This is a genomic window from Bacillus infantis NRRL B-14911, assembly GCF_000473245.1.
GTDB lineage: Bacteria > Bacillota > Bacilli > Bacillales > Cytobacillaceae > Bacillus_AB > Bacillus_AB infantis.
Map to the genome: position 1 here is coordinate 3,127,920 of NC_022524.1, position 15,781 is coordinate 3,143,700.

The 15,781-nt window shown below is 45.9% G+C and carries 17 protein-coding genes; 2 read left to right on the forward strand and 15 right to left on the reverse strand.

Annotated features, from left to right (window positions below; all coding sequences use genetic code 11):
- Nucleotides 1–153: 153 nt before the first annotated feature.
- From N288_RS15855 to N288_RS15865, 3 genes are read right to left on the reverse strand one after another with little or no spacing between them, the layout of a single operon-like run.
- Nucleotides 154–339 carry a capping complex subunit for YIEGIA gene (locus tag N288_RS15855; RefSeq protein ID WP_009794832.1) on the reverse strand — a complete coding sequence of 62 codons (186 nt, stop codon included), beginning with the start codon at nucleotides 337–339 and terminating at the stop codon, nucleotides 154–156.
- Nucleotides 329–1,219 carry a YIEGIA family protein gene (locus tag N288_RS15860; protein WP_009794831.1) on the reverse strand — a complete coding sequence of 297 codons (891 nt, stop codon included), beginning with the start codon at nucleotides 1,217–1,219 and terminating at the stop codon, nucleotides 329–331. Before N288_RS15860 ends, N288_RS15855 begins: the two co-directional genes overlap by 11 nt.
- Nucleotides 1,216–1,824 carry a YphA family membrane protein gene (locus N288_RS15865; RefSeq protein WP_009794830.1) on the reverse strand — a complete coding sequence of 203 codons (609 nt, stop codon included), beginning with the start codon at nucleotides 1,822–1,824 and terminating at the stop codon, nucleotides 1,216–1,218. Before N288_RS15865 ends, N288_RS15860 begins: the two co-directional genes overlap by 4 nt.
- A gap of 106 nt (nucleotides 1,825–1,930) precedes the next feature.
- Here N288_RS15865 and N288_RS24785 point away from each other — a divergent pair, with 106 nt between their 5' ends.
- A complete protein-coding gene (locus N288_RS24785; protein WP_009794829.1) occupies nucleotides 1,931–2,074 on the forward strand; it encodes a YpzI family protein in 144 nt (47 codons plus the stop codon).
- Between the two features lie 1,021 nt (nucleotides 2,075–3,095).
- Here the strand turns inward: N288_RS24785 and fni are convergent.
- The 9 genes from fni to prsW form a co-directional block, all read right to left on the reverse strand.
- Entirely contained in the window at nucleotides 3,096–4,151 is a 1,056-nt protein-coding gene (fni, locus tag N288_RS15870; protein ID WP_009794828.1) for a type 2 isopentenyl-diphosphate Delta-isomerase, read from the reverse strand.
- 12 nt (nucleotides 4,152–4,163) lie between these two features.
- Entirely contained in the window at nucleotides 4,164–5,321 is a 1,158-nt protein-coding gene (gene rpsA / locus N288_RS15875; protein ID WP_009794827.1) for a 30S ribosomal protein S1, read from the reverse strand.
- Between the two features lie 161 nt (nucleotides 5,322–5,482).
- Entirely contained in the window at nucleotides 5,483–6,064 is a 582-nt protein-coding gene (locus N288_RS15880; RefSeq protein WP_009794826.1) for a lysophospholipid acyltransferase family protein, read from the reverse strand.
- On the reverse strand, nucleotides 6,061–6,741 hold the full coding sequence (gene cmk / locus N288_RS15885) for a (d)CMP kinase (protein WP_009794825.1): 681 nt from the start codon (nucleotides 6,739–6,741) through the stop codon (nucleotides 6,061–6,063). The genes N288_RS15880 and cmk overlap by 4 nt, the downstream gene beginning before the upstream one ends.
- Before the next feature lie 152 nt (nucleotides 6,742–6,893).
- Entirely contained in the window at nucleotides 6,894–7,073 is a 180-nt protein-coding gene (locus N288_RS15890) for a YpfB family protein (RefSeq protein ID WP_022544140.1), read from the reverse strand.
- Between the two features lie 62 nt (nucleotides 7,074–7,135).
- Nucleotides 7,136–7,795 carry a flagellar brake protein gene (locus tag N288_RS15895; protein WP_009794823.1) on the reverse strand — a complete coding sequence of 220 codons (660 nt, stop codon included), beginning with the start codon at nucleotides 7,793–7,795 and terminating at the stop codon, nucleotides 7,136–7,138.
- A gap of 183 nt (nucleotides 7,796–7,978) precedes the next feature.
- Nucleotides 7,979–9,328 carry a germination protein YpeB gene (gene ypeB / locus N288_RS15900; RefSeq protein WP_009794822.1) on the reverse strand — a complete coding sequence of 450 codons (1,350 nt, stop codon included), beginning with the start codon at nucleotides 9,326–9,328 and terminating at the stop codon, nucleotides 7,979–7,981.
- Nucleotides 9,329–9,342: 14 nt separating this feature from the next.
- The gene (gene sleB, locus N288_RS15905; protein WP_009794821.1) at nucleotides 9,343–10,200 is read right to left on the reverse strand and encodes a spore cortex-lytic enzyme; all 858 of its coding nucleotides are present in this window, start codon (nucleotides 10,198–10,200) and stop codon (nucleotides 9,343–9,345) included.
- Nucleotides 10,201–10,436: 236 nt separating this feature from the next.
- Nucleotides 10,437–11,126, reverse strand: coding sequence for a glutamic-type intramembrane protease PrsW (gene prsW / locus N288_RS15910; RefSeq protein WP_022544141.1), 690 nt, complete (start codon nucleotides 11,124–11,126; stop codon nucleotides 10,437–10,439).
- Between the two features lie 171 nt (nucleotides 11,127–11,297).
- On the opposite strand from prsW, the gene N288_RS15915 reads away from it, so the two are divergent.
- Nucleotides 11,298–12,275, forward strand: coding sequence for an asparaginase (locus tag N288_RS15915; RefSeq protein ID WP_035403076.1), 978 nt, complete (start codon nucleotides 11,298–11,300; stop codon nucleotides 12,273–12,275).
- A gap of 36 nt (nucleotides 12,276–12,311) precedes the next feature.
- Here N288_RS15915 and N288_RS15920 read toward each other — a convergent pair whose 3' ends face one another.
- From N288_RS15920 to N288_RS15930, 3 genes are all read right to left on the reverse strand, one after another.
- Entirely contained in the window at nucleotides 12,312–13,283 is a 972-nt protein-coding gene (locus tag N288_RS15920) for a YpdA family putative bacillithiol disulfide reductase (RefSeq protein WP_009794818.1), read from the reverse strand.
- A 150-nt stretch (nucleotides 13,284–13,433) separates the two neighbouring features.
- Nucleotides 13,434–14,711, reverse strand: coding sequence for a Glu/Leu/Phe/Val family dehydrogenase (locus tag N288_RS15925; RefSeq protein WP_009794817.1), 1,278 nt, complete (start codon nucleotides 14,709–14,711; stop codon nucleotides 13,434–13,436).
- A 369-nt stretch (nucleotides 14,712–15,080) separates the two neighbouring features.
- The gene (locus N288_RS15930) at nucleotides 15,081–15,668 is read right to left on the reverse strand and encodes a genetic competence negative regulator (RefSeq protein WP_022544143.1); all 588 of its coding nucleotides are present in this window, start codon (nucleotides 15,666–15,668) and stop codon (nucleotides 15,081–15,083) included.
- Nucleotides 15,669–15,781: the final 113 nt, after the last annotated feature.

A 15,781-nucleotide genomic window follows, 5' to 3' on the forward strand; every position in this document is an offset into this window, starting at 1 on the left:
TGCTCGAAAGAGTCAAATGAATTGCTTTCAACATCATCCTGATTTTCAGGATGGCCCGTGTATAAAATAAACCCTTCCTGTTTGCAGAAGGGCCTAACCTAATCATTTTATCAAAGAGGCAGATTCCCCGCAACGAAAACATTGGAAGAACCATCAATGCTTGACAATTACATACATTTCATCTGTCAGAGCGTGGGCAATTCCGTCTAAAATGGCTTCAAGGTTGGCAGCCACATGCTCCATCTCTTTTTTGTCGTCACAATGAAATACAGCTGCCCCTGAAGGTGCCTTCTTTGGGTTCGTCGTAATCACTGCCAAAATAAATTTCTCAATGACCATTTCCGCTCTTCCTTTCCCGTTCAGACGGCATCCTTATGGCATTTTCAAGCGTCGGCACACTGCCGATCACTTTAATGGCCCTTTCAATGTCCTTCTCCTGGGGCAGAAGAAAAACCCCGACTCTTCCATCATCCAAATCCCGCTTGGCGAGAGGGACGAGCGCAGGTGTCCCGGAATCCCTGTAAACCCCCATCGCGATCGAGACATCGTGGAGGATCGCCTGTCTTTGGCCAAGATTGGCGATGGTTGAACGCGCGTCAAAGGATTTCGGCTTTAAAATGAATCCCATTCCATATCTCAGCACTTCCTCCTGCCTTGCAGGCAGCCCGATATTCATGATATAAATATTGTCTACATAAAGGCCAGCCCCATCAAAGCGCGGTTCCATATATTCAATTTCCACAATATCCCTGAGCTTTCCGCCTGCCATGAGCTTCTTTGATATCAGCACAGACAGTATGGCCGCTATGATGCCGACCCAGATGTTAATCACAATATAACAAAGGGTGCTGATCAAGGAAGTAAATATCACAAGATAATTCCGGCTTTCAAAAGCAACGGCAATTCCCTCAATATAGGTTTTGCCCCTGGATACCAATTCATAGGAATCCAGTTCTGCCAATGTATTTCTTTCCATGTTCCTGACCTCCCGGAACTGGCTTGCCGCAAGAGTCAAAAAAGTCACCGCTGTAAAATCCTGTTCCAGAATAGAAGGGACAGCAACCGTCCCGAGAGCCGCAGCAATGAACCCAAGGGCAAGGTGTATGATTTTACCATGCAGATATGTCGGGTACTGCCGGTAATCCGTCCGCAGCATGTACATCCTTGTGGCCGTTCCAATAATCAGGCCAAAAACAATCGGGTATGTATAATCACTCATAATATCTTTTGTTTCTCCTTTTCCAGATTGGCTGCCTGCCGCTCTAAATATGCTGCGAGTTTGACAAATCCGTCCCACAGAAGCAATGCACATGATGATATAGCTGCCATATCAAGAAAAGAAAAAGACCAGGCCTCATAGGCCAGGGACAATTTCTCCAGTACCATTGAAAAGAGGAAATCCCCCTGAATGGCACCTGTCAGCATGGCTGCAATTCTTTTCCTGCAGTCGGTAAAAAGTACGGCAGACATAGCAAACATGATGGCTGCCAGCATCCATTCTTTTTTGAAAACCACCCAAACAGGATCAAAAAGAGCAAAAAGCTGAAAACTTGTATACGCAAGCATGATCATAAAAACAGAAACAAAAAAATAAATTGCTTTAAGCCTTGTTATGCGGGCAGCCTCGGCATAGCAGCAAATCAAAATGAAAGCTCCTGCTGCTGAAATATGGAGACTGCCCAAGGAAATTGTATAAGGCGAAACAATAATGGCAATCAAAAGGCAAGCCGACAAAGCCGTCCTTCCGTTCTGCTGTCTTTTCATAAAAAATGCCGCTGCAATCCAGCAGCACCAGGCGCCCATATAAAAGAAAAAGCCTTCCACACTACCACCACCTATCATTTCCATTATGGGTAATAGTTATGTACTTTAATCTTTATTACATAAACTTTTGTCCTTGTTTCATCTTAAATAGCAGGGGGTGTTAATCATGGGAAAAGACAGACAGGAGAAAAAATTAAAAGCAGGCGGAAGAGTCGAATCTGACCGCGACCAGGCCCTTCACTATCCAGGGGCGACCAAGCTTCAAAGCCCGGAAGAAGCCAGGGGCATGAATGACTCTAAGTATAGCTAGAAAAGCGGAGGGCGCTTGCTCAGCCCCGACAAGCATAAGACGCTCCTGGATAAAAGGCGTTCTTTGCCTTTAATCCAGGAGTGGCTTATGACTCGGGCTAGCGCCCGGAACTGGACAAGTAGAAAAGCGGAGGCGACTGTTCCAACGAGGAACGCAGGCTAAGGGCGCCACGTCCTGTGGCAACGCCTGCATGACCCGCATACTGCGGGCCTCAAGCATAAGACGAGCAGGACGGAAGGTTGTGCTTTAACCTTCTGGCCTGCTTGGCTTATGACTCGAGCACCTAGGAGCCGGAGCTGGACAAATAGAAGAGCGGTGGCGACTGTTCTATCGCCGAGCGCAGGCTAAGGGCGCCAAGTCCTGTGGCAACGCCTGCATGACCTGCATCCTGTGGGCCTCAAGCACAAGACTCCTGGATAAAAGGTGCTCTTTGCCTTTAATTCAGGAGTGTCTTTTGACACGAGGGGCTGGGCTTTCGGGCTGGACAATAGAAAAGCGGAGGGCGCCTTGCTCAGCCCCGACAAGCATAAGACATACAAAAATAAAAGGCGTTCTTTGCCTTTAATTCTTGGGTGGCTTATGACTCGAGGGGCTAGCTCCTGGAGATGGACAATAGAAAAGCGGAGCGACTGTTCCAACGAGGAACGCAGGCTAAGGGTGCCGCGTTCTGTGGCAGCTTCTTAAAAGGGCCTTTGTCCTCTACAATCTAGGGAATTTAATAGATCACTCTTTTATGACTGGAACCATTATTTTCGCTTCTATCAGAATAGTGGTCCCAGCTTTGTTGGCTGGAACCACTATTCTTTCTTTTTTGCCACAATAGTGGTTTTAGCTCTGTTGGCTGGGACCACTATTCTTTCTTTTCATCACAATAGTGGTCCCAGCTTCGGTGGCTGGAACCACTATTCTTTCTTTTTGCCACATTAGTGGTCCCAGCTCCGCTCTTCCACAAAAGTAGTCCTCTACGGTTAACCTATGAGCAATACAAAAAAACTCCCGCTAATTAAGCAGGAGCCAATTCCTATATATTCCTCTGACTAAAAACCTTTGTGTTTATCCCCCGTTCAGACAGCCAATGATGGGTTTTGCCTGATATGATGAATGGGGCTCTTTGGAGGTCCTTTATTGTTTCAGCCCCGAGCGCAGCCATAATAAAGGCGAGCTCCTCATGGAGGGTATGTATTTCCTTTATAAGCTGTACATGACCTTCGCTCATAAGAATCTTCAGGAGGTATCCGGCCATTGCAGCAGCATCTGCGCCGCAGGCAATGGTTTTCGCTGCATCGAAAGCTGTCTGGATGCCGCCGGAACCGATGATACTGACTCCCGTTTCTTCTGCTTTTACCTCAAGGATTGAGGTGGCAGTAGGTATCCCCCAGCCATTGAAAAACGAAAGGAGCCGTTCTCTTCTTTCATTCTCAATCCTGGCAAAGTTAGTGCCGCCAAATCCCCCGACATCGATCGCTGAAACACCGGCAGCTGCAAGCTTTGCAGCACTTTCTCTGCTGGTCCCAAATCCAACCTCTTTTACAATCACAGGCACATGGACGTTTTTACAAATAGACTCGATCCTTCTCAAGGCATCCCTGAAGTCCCGGTCTCCTTCTGGCATCGTCAGTTCCTGGACCACATTCAGATGTATCTGCAAGGCATTTGCTTCAATCATCTCGATTGCCCTCTTAGCCTGTTCGGCATCTGCTTCACTTCCCAGGTTGCCGATCACAATCCCTTTCGGATTTTCCTGCCGCACAATTTTGTATGACTCCCGTTCGGCAGGATCCTTCAAAGCTGCCATTTGCGAGCCCACTGCCATGGCGAGGCCTGTTTCGGCCGCAGCCATGGCCAGCTCCTGATTAATTTTAAGCGTTTTTTCACCGCCGCCGCCTGTCATCGCGTTTATTAAAATTGGCGAACTTAGAGTAAGTCCGCCAATTTCAGTTTCTATTTTTACTTGATCCACAGCAGAATCAGGCAAGCTTTGATGAATAAAATCAATATCGTCAAATCCGGCAATGCGCTTTTGACCTGTTGAAAGGGCAAATTCTATATGATCCCATTTCCGTTTAGATCTTGACAAATTATATCACCATTATTTTTTCAGATTCTTTAACTGATCACCGATCATTTCACCAAGCTGGAAGCCTTTTGTTTCTTCAGGCATCTCATAACTTGTATCATACTCAGCTTCTTTTTCTTCAAGATCCTTGATGCTTAGAGACAGACGCTGATCGTTTTCATTTACATCCAGTACCTTTACTTGTACCTGCTGGCCTTCTTCAAGCACCTCATGCGGCGTACCAATATGCTTGTGGGAAATCTGGGAGATGTGAACAAGACCCTCTACTCCCGGGAATACCTCAACAAACGCTCCATAAGATACAAGGCGTCTCACAACTCCGTCAAGAGTGCTTCCTTTCGGGGCCTTTTCTGCGATATCAGACCATGGCCCAGGCAATGTTTCCTTGATGGATAGGGAAATGCGCTCATTATCCCTGTCTACGCTCAGCACTTTTACCTGTACCTTCTGGCCTTCTTCCACTACATCGGAAGGCTTTTCAACATGCTCGTATGAAAGCTGGGAAATATGGACAAGTCCGTCAATTCCGCCGATATCGACAAATGCGCCGAAGTCAGTGATGCGCTGGATAGTACCATCCAGAACCTGGTCTGCCTGGAGGTTAGCAAGGATATCCTGCTTCTGCCTGCCCTTTTCTTCCTCCACAACAGCTCTGTGTGAAAGGATCAGGCGGTTTTTCTCCTTATCCAGCTCCACGATTTTGAAAGAAAGGGTCCTGCCTTTGTAATCTGAGAAGTCTTCCACAAAATGTGCTTCAACAAGCGAAGCCGGTACAAAGCCGCGGACGCCAAGGTCCACTACCAGGCCGCCTTTGACCACATCTTTAATTTCAGCGTCAAAAACTTCGCCGCTGTTGAATTTCTCTTCAAGTGTGTCCCATGCCTTTACTGCATCCACTTTGCGCTTTGAAAGGATAAGTGCCTCTTCCTCCACTTTGAGTACTTCCAGGTCAAGCTCATCACCTTCAGCCACAGCATCTTCCGCTTTTTCAATGTGAAGGCTTGAGAGCTCGCTGATGGGGATGATCCCGTCAAGCTTGCTGTCCTGGATATCCACAACAACCTGCTTTTCTTCCACTTTGGTGACTTTCGCAGTTACGCGGTCGCCCACCTCAAAGTTTTTTACTTCAATTGAATTCATTTCTTCTGATTGATTCATCTCTTCTGACATATGTAATCCTCCTTAATCCAATGACTGCTTGCAATCTTTTATAGTAGATGTGATATTTTCACAGCGGAAAACAAGGTCCTAAATTAAAGACATAGAATATTCTAAAAAGATGCCTTTCCTCTAACTTCTTACAAATAGCTTTATTTGTCAAGCAAGAAGACTTATCTGTGCTGCTCAATAAGCTGGCGGATTTCCTGCATGATCATCTCCGTCACTTCGTCAGCGGACGCTCTGTTTTTCCGTGCTTCTTCCATATCCAGAGGCTTCCCGTACACTACCTTCAATCTTTTAAACGGCTTGTATGGGCCAATGATTGCACAGGGTACTACATGGGCCGGTGCCCTCAAGGCAAAGAAGCCTGCCCCTGCAAGGCCTTTTCCCAACTCCCCTGTTTTACTTCTTGTACCCTCAGGAAAGAGCCCTAAAACATTTCCTTCCTTCAAAAGGCCAATCCCTTTCCTTAGAGCTTCCCTGTCGCTCATGCCCCTCTTAACCGGAAAGGCGTTCAAATTCCTGACTATTGTCCCTAGTACCGGCAGGTTAAAAAGTTCTTCCTTGGCCATGAAGTGAACCGGCCTCGGAGCAGTAATCCCTACGACGGGCGGATCCAGATTGTCGATATGGTTGCTGCACAGCAGCACGCCACCCTCAGCCGGAAAGTTCTCCTTCCCGATCACCTCAAAACGGTATATCGGTTTCAGCGCCCCGTAAACGGCTGATCTTACAAAAGAATAGAATGTCAAGTCAATCCGATCCTTTCTTCAGCAAGCAGCATGATCTTCTCTACAACTTCCGGAATAGCAAGCGAGGTAGTGTCAATTACCACTGCATCATCAGCTTTTTTAAGCGGCGCTACTTCCCTTTCAGAATCCAGCTTGTCCCGGTATGCAATATCGGTTTTCAGCTGTTCAAGATCTGACGGGTAGCCTTTCTTTATATTCTCCTGATGTCTCCGCATGGCCCTCTCATCAACTGATGCAAGCAGGAATACTTTTACCTCTGCATGGGGAAGGACATGGGTACCGATATCACGGCCGTCCATAACTACCCCGCCGCCGATCGAGAATGCTTTTTGCCTTCTGACCATCTCTTCCCGGACCTTGCGGTGCTTCGCAGCAATCGATACAGAGTTGGTAACAGCGGCTGTTCTTATCACTTCAGTAACATTTTCACCGTCCACAAGGATAATTTGCCCCTGTTCACCTGGAAGCAAGTCAATCTGGATGCCTGTGAGAATATCCATCAGCTTATCTTCATTTTCCAGGTCAGCGCCTGCCTCAATGGCTTTATATGTGAGTGCCCTGTACATGGCCCCTGTGTCTATATAAATATATGATAGCTTTTCAGCTGCAATTTTTGCCACAGTGCTTTTTCCTGCTGCTGCAGGGCCATCGATGGCAATTGAGATTTTTTTGATCATATTTCCTCCTGTTACGCTTCCAGTTGGGTTTCTCTAAAACTTACAAGAACCATTTTAACATATTATCCGCTGGTTTTTTATCAATATTTTGTCCTTTGACCTGCCTCTGAAGGGGTTTAAGCATATAAAAAAAGCAGGCCGCTTATGCCCGCTCATTTTCCGCCGAAAGTCTCCAGCAGCTCCTCAAAGCTATTCTTTGCCACACCTTCGTACTGGGCAAGCTGCTTCAGCTCAGGCATGACATCATATTTATGGAGCAGTACCTGGGCTGCGAGCAAAAAGAGCAGCTGGATAATGACTGCTTTCACAATCAGCCGTTCGAGCATCTTCATTTCCATCCCCGCCTGTTGACAATCTTATTATCATTATTGGCATCCAGGCAGGCAATTATTCGTTAAGCTTCCAGGCCTTTTTTCTTAAGGGCAAGCTGCCTGTCAAAACAGAAGCGGAGAAGAAGCTGCCTGCCGGATGGGCCCAGATCCGCAAATTCAATCGATGCCTTATTTTTCAGTTCATTATGCTCTATGATTCTCACAATTTTTGCATCTGCTTTCAGATAATGATAGTCCCCATTCTGAAGGGCCAGCACCAGCAGTACTTTTATAAATATGCCTGCATCGAGCGGGCTGTCTTTATCCACAAGCAGACTTGCCCCGCCGGCACTGATGTCTTCCGTTACAGCCTTAAACGGGGAAAATTCGCGGCCAATCGGCTGTACAGCAGCATCGATGGCTGCTTCGATCCTCACATACTGCCGCCTCTGGATTTTGATAAGCTGCTTCGGGCCCGGATAGGATAAGACCATTAACGGGATATTCTGCTTAACCCTTCCTTTTACTTCTGTAGTAAATAAGAAAACGGATCCGTCATCTGAGACGAATGTAGCTTTAAGCTGTGTACCGTCAAGCAGGAAGGCTGTTTTTCCTGATTTTACATTGACCGGGTAATCAATGAAAAGGGCATTGTCATTCTTTTCGGCCAGCTTGCATCTATATATTTCTTCTTTATGTCCATTCACTGTTTCAAGTGTTATTGAATCTCCAATTTTTATCATGCTGACCCACTCTCTCTTGCTCTCTCTTAAATACACGCTTTTCAATCAGACAAAAGGATAATCCTGTCATTTAATTATGACACGGGACCCATGGGTGAATCAAGACCTTATATAGTTCCAAAGACCTGTTTTTGTGATATTAAAAAGCCCGGGAATATCCCCGGGCCCTGCAGTACATTCCTTTTAAACCACATCTTCGTAAATGGGCTCTGCATTCTGCAGCTTATCCACTTTTTCTTCAATGCCTGAATCAGCATTGATATAAATCCGATATGTGTCATCGCCCATTGTACCCAGGAATTCATGGCATAATACTTCCTGGTTAAGGTCATTAATGATTACCGCAAGTCTCGTTTCCTGTATCTTCAGATTAGGATTGATCTTGTCCCTTGCCTCTTCCTGGCTTAAGCCCGCTTCAGGCAGTTCCCTTATGTGGTGTGACTTAAGATAATCCTCTGCTGAAAAGCCAATCATTTGCCCGTTATCAAGGGCCACCTTTACTTTTATCGAATCAGGATAGACTCTGATATCATCTTGTTTGGATACGAAAGTAAATACTCCGACATTATCGTATTGTGTACTTTCAAACAGGTCCAAATCCTTAAATCCATTGTCACTGAGGAATTTAATGGCTTTATTCCCGGCTTCATTCAAACTGACAGCCTGGTCGTTTACATCTCTGCTTAGGATAAACCAGATCGGATATCCGCCTTTTTTTGTTATATCCATATTGGCTTCCCTGCCGGTTTTCGGATCCTGGACAGAGACACTGTAGAAGCCGAAGTCAGAGCCTTTTCCGTTTTCCGTTACTTTTACAGCCGCCTTTTTCCCCATTCCTGCATATTTCTCAGCAATGGAGCGGGCTTTATTTTTTGAAATAGCCTCTCCCTCTAAATATTTATAATTTGAATCATCTTTCTGCATATTGACCATGGCGGGGCCAAAATCGGTCTCCCCATAACTCTCAACCGTCTTTTCCACGGTTTTGAACCCGTCGATGATTGTATTGTCCATTGGCTGTTTATTGGAGGCAAGCGCCATTTCAACGTCCATCCATCTGAGATTATTCTTCAGGACCATATGCTGGACTTTGCGGAGCTCCTGCTGGATATCGGCTGATTCTTTATAAAGCCCTTGAAGCGCCTTATACTCTTTATCTGACAAAGGTTCTTTGTCCAGATCCCTGACTGCTGTGCGGTAGCTGAAATCCCCGATCTTCGCAAGAAAATCCTCTGTCTTATTGAATGGCATAAGTGTAAGCGGCAGCTGGCCAACATCACTATGGGCCGTGGATGTTATTTTCCAGACATCAGCAAGCGCCGGTGAAAGGGATTCCCTGGAATTCATGGCTAATGTAGTCCCAATTTTGTCATGAAGCAGGTCGGTTTGGTATGTCAGGTCATGAAAGGCCCTTTGATAGCTGTTTTCTGCATTAATAAGAATCGCATTCTTTTCCCTGTGCTCCTGGTATCCCCAAAAGCCGGCACCAGCAGCTCCAAGGGCGAGTACGGCAATAAGTATCCCTCTAATCACTGTAAACCACCTCTCTATTCACAGAAAATATGTTTTCCGATCTTTTTGATTTGCGGCCGCGTCCAAATCCATCCGCTGGTCGCCGTATCAGGATTGAAATAATAGAGTGCTTCGCCGGTTGGATCCCAGCCGTTCATAGCGTCCATCACTGCTTCTTTGGCAGTTTCATTCGGTGTCAGCCATATCTGGCCGTCTGCCACAGCCGTAAAAGCGCGCGGCTCAAAAATCACGCCTGAAACTGTGTTGGGGAAGGTAGCGCTTTGCACCCGGTTCAAGATGACAGCTGCCACAGCCACCTGGCCTGTATAAGGCTCTCCCCTTGCTTCTCCATAAACTGCGTTTGCCATCAGCTGTATGTCATTCTGCGAAAATCCTGATGGGATATTGGCAGCAGAAGGCTGTTTGGCTTCAGGTTTTGCCGGGGCGCTCTGGCCACCGCCTCCGCCTCCGCCCTGTCCAGCACCGCCTGAAGGCTTTTTCTGCTTGTCCAGGTCAACACCGCCATAATGGGTGAATTTATTGCCTTTGTTGACTTGTTCTTTTACAAACTGTTCGTTGTACTTGGAAGCTTTTGCAAGCTTGGCCTTTGTTTCCTGGCCTGCCAGCCCATCAATCGGCAGACCGAATTCGTATTGGAAATTACGCAGCGCCCAGTAAGTTCCCCATCCAAATACCCCGTCGATTTTACCGTTATAAAACCCGAGGTACTGAAGCCTTGACTGAAGTTCAATAACATCATCGCCCACAGCACCATGCTGGATGACCTGAGCTGAAAAAGCATCTGCTTTTTCAGATGGCCCCAGCAGCGGGAGTGCGGCTGCAAAAAGCGGAATGAGCAGAGCCAGCTTAATCACCAATAATTTGTTTTTCATGGATAGCAACCCCCAGATGATAATCTAATTAACATTAACCCTATTTTTTTCAGAGGCTGGGTTTTTATGCAAATGAGAGTAATTTGACGGTAGTAAATATATGGAAGGCAATACTTATGCCCCCGGAACAAAAGCGCAAGCGCCTTGATCATCCCCCGACAGGCATAAGCCGAACTTCCCGGAAAGGCGTTCTTTGCCTTTTAGGGAGGTTTTCCTTAACTAAAAAAACCCTTCACCTAGGGGTAAAGGGTTTTCTGATAATCAAAGCTCTCCTCGATCTGTTTCATGCTCATTGCCCTGGCCATCTTGACCTTTCTGAGGCCATACCACCAGAGGAAAATCATGAAGGGAACCATGATAAACTTCCAATGTTCCTGGGATACGAGAATAAAGTCATAGGTTCCATGGAGGATAAAAGGCAAAAAGAGTGAGAGGCTGATCCATTTCTTCCTTGATTCAGCCGTAAACTTGCCTTTTCCGATATAGTAGCCCATTATGACACCGAATAATGCATGGCTAGAAACCGGCAGCAGGGCACGGCCAATCGCATATTCCAGCCCATTGGCAATAAGATATAGGATATTTTCCGCAGTGGCAAAGCCAAGGGATACGCTTGCACCATAAACAATGCCATCATACGGTTCATCAAAGCTTATATGCTGATAAACGGTATAGAATAAAATAAACCATTTGAAAAATTCTTCGAGCATACTTGCGGAAAAGAATGCACTGACAATATCAGATTGGACAATCTGCTCGGTCTCAAGGACATACTGGATGAACATGATCGGGAACACCAGCAGGGCACCAAAAAGAAAAGTCCTGAACACCATTGAAACTGGCTCGGAATCGTATTCGTCCTTTAAATAAAAGTAGCTAAGCAAAGCCAGACCAGGAGCTATTCCGGCAGATAATATTCCCAGCATGAGCTGTCCTCTTTTCAATCTGTTTTCTTAATCGTATCATGATATTATGATAATGAAAATGGATTAATCATAGATCAAGCTTATTTTATGGGGAAAAGGCAGCGGTACAGGATTCCCATGAATTCCTCCCTTCCGCAGCATTTTCTGCAAATCATCCTGGAGGCTATAGAAATGACAAAGAAAAAAATACTCATCATCCATACAGGCGGCACGATTTCAATGAGTGAAGATGCTTCAACCGGTGCCGTCGTACCTACAGAAAAGAATCCTATGACAGATAAAACGAATGAGCTGTTTGAACTGGCCGATATCATAGTTGAAGAGCCTTTTCATCTGCCTTCACCGCATATTACACCAGTAGAAATGCTTGTACTAAGGGATTTAATAGACAAGCACTACCAGACTGGGAAAATAGACGGAGCAGTCATCACCCATGGAACGGATACACTCGAGGAGACAGCTTATTTTCTTGATCTTACCCTCCAGGCGCCAATCCCTGTGATTGTTACCGGTGCCATGCGGTCAAGCAATGAAATAGGATCGGACGGCCTGTATAATCTGATAGCCTCACTGAGGGTGGCTGTAAGCAGCGAGGCTATGAATAAAGGGGTACTGGTTGTTCTGAATGATGAGATCCACACAGCGGAGAATTGCACTAAAACCCATACCAGCAATGTCTCAACTTTCCAAAGTCCCCAATATGGACCGATCGGGATTGTCACTAAGAGGGGGGTGCTCTTTCACCACTCGCCACTCACCAAAGAAAGCTACCAGATATCCGATGTTTCCAAAAAGGTCGTGCTCGTAAAAGCGCATGCCGGAATGGATTCCTCATTGCTGATGGCAATCAAAGACCTGCAGATGGATGGCGTGGTCATTGAAGCGCTTGGACAGGGCAATCTTCCGCCTGCAGCAGCTGTTGGGGTTCAAAGCCTGATAGAAGCCAATATACCCGTTGTCCTTGTGTCCAGATGCTTCAATGGGATTGCCCAGGATGTATATGGCTATGAGGGCGGCGGCAAGCAGCTGAAAGAGCTTGGAGTCATTTTTTCAAACGGCCTGAACGGTCAGAAAGCACGCCTGAAACTGCTGATCGCGCTGACCCTCACTGATGAAATGGAGCATATTGAAAGGCTTTTCCAAGTATAATGAAAAGGGGCACCGGTTGCGGTGCCCCTTTCATATTCAGCTGTCCGATTCACGCTTCTTTATAGCTTCCGCAATGATCCCGCCATGGAAGCGGCCATTTTCAATGAATATTTCATTTGCATTATTGCCCGCTGCAATCACGCCCGCTATAAAGATTCCTTCAATATTTGTTTCCATCGTTTCTTCACTGTAATGCGGCCGTCCTGATGCGGGGTCAATGACAATCCCCATCTTTTTAAGGAAGGTGTGATCAGGATGGTAGCCTGTCATAGCAAAAACAAAATCATTTTTTACCGCTTCCTGCCTGCCCTCTTTTTCATAAATGACTTGGGTCTCGGTGATTGCTCTCACTTCTGCATCAAATTCCATTTTCACTTGGCCTGACCGTGCAAGTGATTCAAATTCCGGCAAAATCCACGGTTTGATGCTTTGGGAGTATTGGCTTCCCCTGTACAAAACGGTTACTCTCGCACCCGCTTTGTTAAGCTCGATGGCTGCATCCACACTTGAGTTCTTTCCGCCAATCACCACGACATCTTTATTGAAATAAGGGTGGGCTTCCTTGAAATAATGAAAAACCTTGGGAAGGTCTTCCCCTGGTATATCAAGATAATTCGGGTTGTCATAATAGCCTGTCGCAATAATTACATACGGAGCAGTATATTGTCCTTTATCCGTCTGGACGACAAAGCCTTCCTGGTCCTTCGTGACTCCAAGGACCTTTTCATACGCACGGATATTAAGCTGCTTCCTCTTTGCCACTTCCCTGTAGTACACAAGGGCCTGGTTCCTCTGCGGCTTATAATTTTCTGTAACAAAAGCCACCCCTCCGATTTCAAGTTTTTCAGCCGTACTGAAAAAAGTCTGATGGGTCGGATAATGATAGATGGCATTAACAATGTTTCCTTTTTCAATCACAAGGGGTTCCTTTCCCGCTTCCTTTAACGCAATGGCTGCTGCAAGTCCGCAGGGGCCTCCTCCTATAATAATCGCATCTTCCGATTTCATATGTCAGCGCTCCTTACTTAAGCATTCTCTTTTTTTCCCCGTCTGACAGGCAGGGACTCCTTTATATTTATCCTTCACATCGGAAAAAAAATCTCCCATCAATTTATGATAGGAGATTTTATTGAAACATTCAATGATATGAGCTTCTTCTTACACCCAGCCGCGGAATCTGGAGGCTTCAGCTGTTTTGCGGACGCCAACCATATATGCAGCAAGCCTCATGTCCACTCTTCTTGTCTGTGCCGTATCGTAAATATTATTGAATGATTTGCACATGATCTTCTCAAGTTTTTCTTCCACTTCTTCTTCAGACCAGTAATAGCCCTGGTTATTCTGAACCCATTCAAAGTAAGATACGGTCACTCCCCCTGCAGAGGCCAGAACATCCGGCACGAGCAGGATGCCCCTTTCTGTCAGTATCTGGGTTGCTTCGAGGGTAGTAGGCCCGTTAGCAGCCTCGACTACGATGCTTGCCCTGATATTATGGGCATTTTCTTCGGTAATTTGATTTTCGATGGCAGCAGGAACAAGGATATCGCAATCCAGTTCCAATAGCTCTTTGTTGGTAATTGTATTATTGAAAAGCTTGGTTACCGTCCCAAAACTGTCACGGCGGTCAAGCAGATAGTCAATGTCAAGCCCCTCGGGATCATGCAGGCCGCCGTAGGCATCAGATATGCCCACAACCTTCGCACCGGCATCATGCATGAATTTGGAAAGAAAGCTTCCGGCATTTCCGAAGCCCTGTACAACGACGCGCGCTCCCTGAAGGTTGATGCCTTTCTTCCTGGCAGCTTCCCTGATGCAGATGGTGACGCCTTTCGCAGTTGCTGATTCCCTTCCATGAGAGCCCCCTAGTACAAGCGGTTTTCCTGTAATAAAGCCAGGAGAGTTAAATTCATCTATTCTGCTGTATTCGTCCATCATCCAAGCCATGATTTGAGAGTTGGTAAATACATCTGGAGCCGGAATATCTTTGGTAGGACCCACAATCTGGCTTATTGCACGGACATAGCCTCGGCTGAGCCTTTCCAGCTCACGGAAGGACATATCTCTGGGATCACATACAATCCCGCCTTTTCCGCCGCCATAAGGCAAATCGACGATGCCGCACTTAAGACTCATCCAAATGGAAAGGGCTTTCACCTCTTTTTCCGTTACTCCCGGATGGAAGCGGATGCCGCCCTTAGTCGGCCCAACAGCATCATTATGCTGTGCCCGGTAGCCAGTAAAGACTTTAACAGACCCATCATCCATTCTGACAGGTATTTTAACTGTCATCATGCGGATCGGCTCTTTCAGCAGTTCATATACCTCTTCAGGATATCCAAGCTTTTCGAGAGCCTTATGAATAACAGTTTGAGTTGACTTTAAAACGTCATGTTTGTCTTCTTTATTTGTGTTTCCAGTACCGTTCTCGGCTACCATTTGTAAACCTCCTAAAAAAATCACTTTGCATTTTGTCCGTATTCATGACATAGTATACACCTTTGTTTGATTTATGCAAGAAGAAAAATGCACTTTTCGGCATTTTTTGATTACTTGTTGAAAACGCTGTCAACGCTGATATAATGGGAATTTTCAGTTATTTCAACATTAACACTTTTCCCTTATTCACGTAAAAAAAACGCCATATTTACGATATCTGAAAAATGGGCTCAAAGCTATAGCAAAAAAGTTTATGGACGCACAAAAAGACAGGCTGTCATCATAAAATCCCAACCTGTCTTCTTCTATTGTATTCTCCCGGGAAAATGGTTCCATTCAAACAAAGAGCATCTTCCAGCCTTTGTATTCTCAGAAATAGCGGCTCAGAGTTTCAATTGCGCTGTCCGCAATGACTTCCTTGCCATACTCCAGAAGCCTCCAGCGGGTGATAAGGGATGTGCTTCCATATTCAGCAAGCATACTGGCGAGCTTTTCAGCATCTTCTGCCAGGATATCATCGAACAATAAGTAATAGCGACCCTCCATATGATAGAGATTTCCGCCACTCAATCCCATACCGGCCAGCCTTGTGGAAAGCTGGATGACATCCTCCACATCATTAAAAACAAAAAGGAGATCTTCGTTGTCATCAATTACAACCTGCATGTCAATAAAGCCTTCAGAAAGAAGAAAGTCTTCTTCTTCTTCATCCTCCTGCTCCTGCATGGTCACAATCATTACCATGCCCTGGGCCTGCATGGAGAATATCTCCACCGCGACAGAACCCTGAATGTCTACACCAAATTCATCACTGGCTTCTTCGAGCATCTCATGAAAAAGCTGATGCCATTTAAGGGAGTCCTTCCAAATATCTTCCTTTGTCAGGCCCCGTTCTGTTAAGTCATCTAAAGTCAGGAAAATCTTGATTTTATTGTAGTTTAACCTTTCCAAGCGCATGACAATGCCCCCTGCCGTGACCAACTCTTAGTTTAGTGTATGAAGGTTATAAAAGATGGTGAGTCGTCTTACTATTTATTCAGCCGGTTTCAGCCGAAGATGCATGACCTGAC

Coding starts and splice junctions, on each gene's coding strand:
- prsW (WP_022544141.1), bottom strand. CDS start 11,126: ATGCTGGGAATATTATCTGCCGGAATAGCTCCTGGTCTGGCTTTGCTT.
- N288_RS15855 (WP_009794832.1), bottom strand. CDS start 339: ATGGTCATTGAGAAATTTATTTTGGCAGTGATTACGACGAACCCAAAG.
- N288_RS15930 (WP_022544143.1), bottom strand. CDS start 15,668: ATGCGCTTGGAAAGGTTAAACTACAATAAAATCAAGATTTTCCTGACT.
- rpsA (WP_009794827.1), bottom strand. CDS start 5,321: ATGTCAGAAGAGATGAATCAATCAGAAGAAATGAATTCAATTGAAGTA.
- N288_RS24785 (WP_009794829.1), top strand. CDS start 1,931: ATGGGAAAAGACAGACAGGAGAAAAAATTAAAAGCAGGCGGAAGAGTC.
- N288_RS15895 (WP_009794823.1), bottom strand. CDS start 7,795: ATGATAAAAATTGGAGATTCAATAACACTTGAAACAGTGAATGGACAT.
- N288_RS15915 (WP_035403076.1), top strand. CDS start 11,298: ATGACAAAGAAAAAAATACTCATCATCCATACAGGCGGCACGATTTCA.
- N288_RS15860 (WP_009794831.1), bottom strand. CDS start 1,219: ATGAGTGATTATACATACCCGATTGTTTTTGGCCTGATTATTGGAACG.
- sleB (WP_009794821.1), bottom strand. CDS start 10,200: ATGAAAAACAAATTATTGGTGATTAAGCTGGCTCTGCTCATTCCGCTT.
- N288_RS15920 (WP_009794818.1), bottom strand. CDS start 13,283: ATGAAATCGGAAGATGCGATTATTATAGGAGGAGGCCCCTGCGGACTT.
- cmk (WP_009794825.1), bottom strand. CDS start 6,741: ATGATCAAAAAAATCTCAATTGCCATCGATGGCCCTGCAGCAGCAGGA.
- N288_RS15890 (WP_022544140.1), bottom strand. CDS start 7,073: ATGAAGATGCTCGAACGGCTGATTGTGAAAGCAGTCATTATCCAGCTG.
- N288_RS15925 (WP_009794817.1), bottom strand. CDS start 14,711: ATGGTAGCCGAGAACGGTACTGGAAACACAAATAAAGAAGACAAACAT.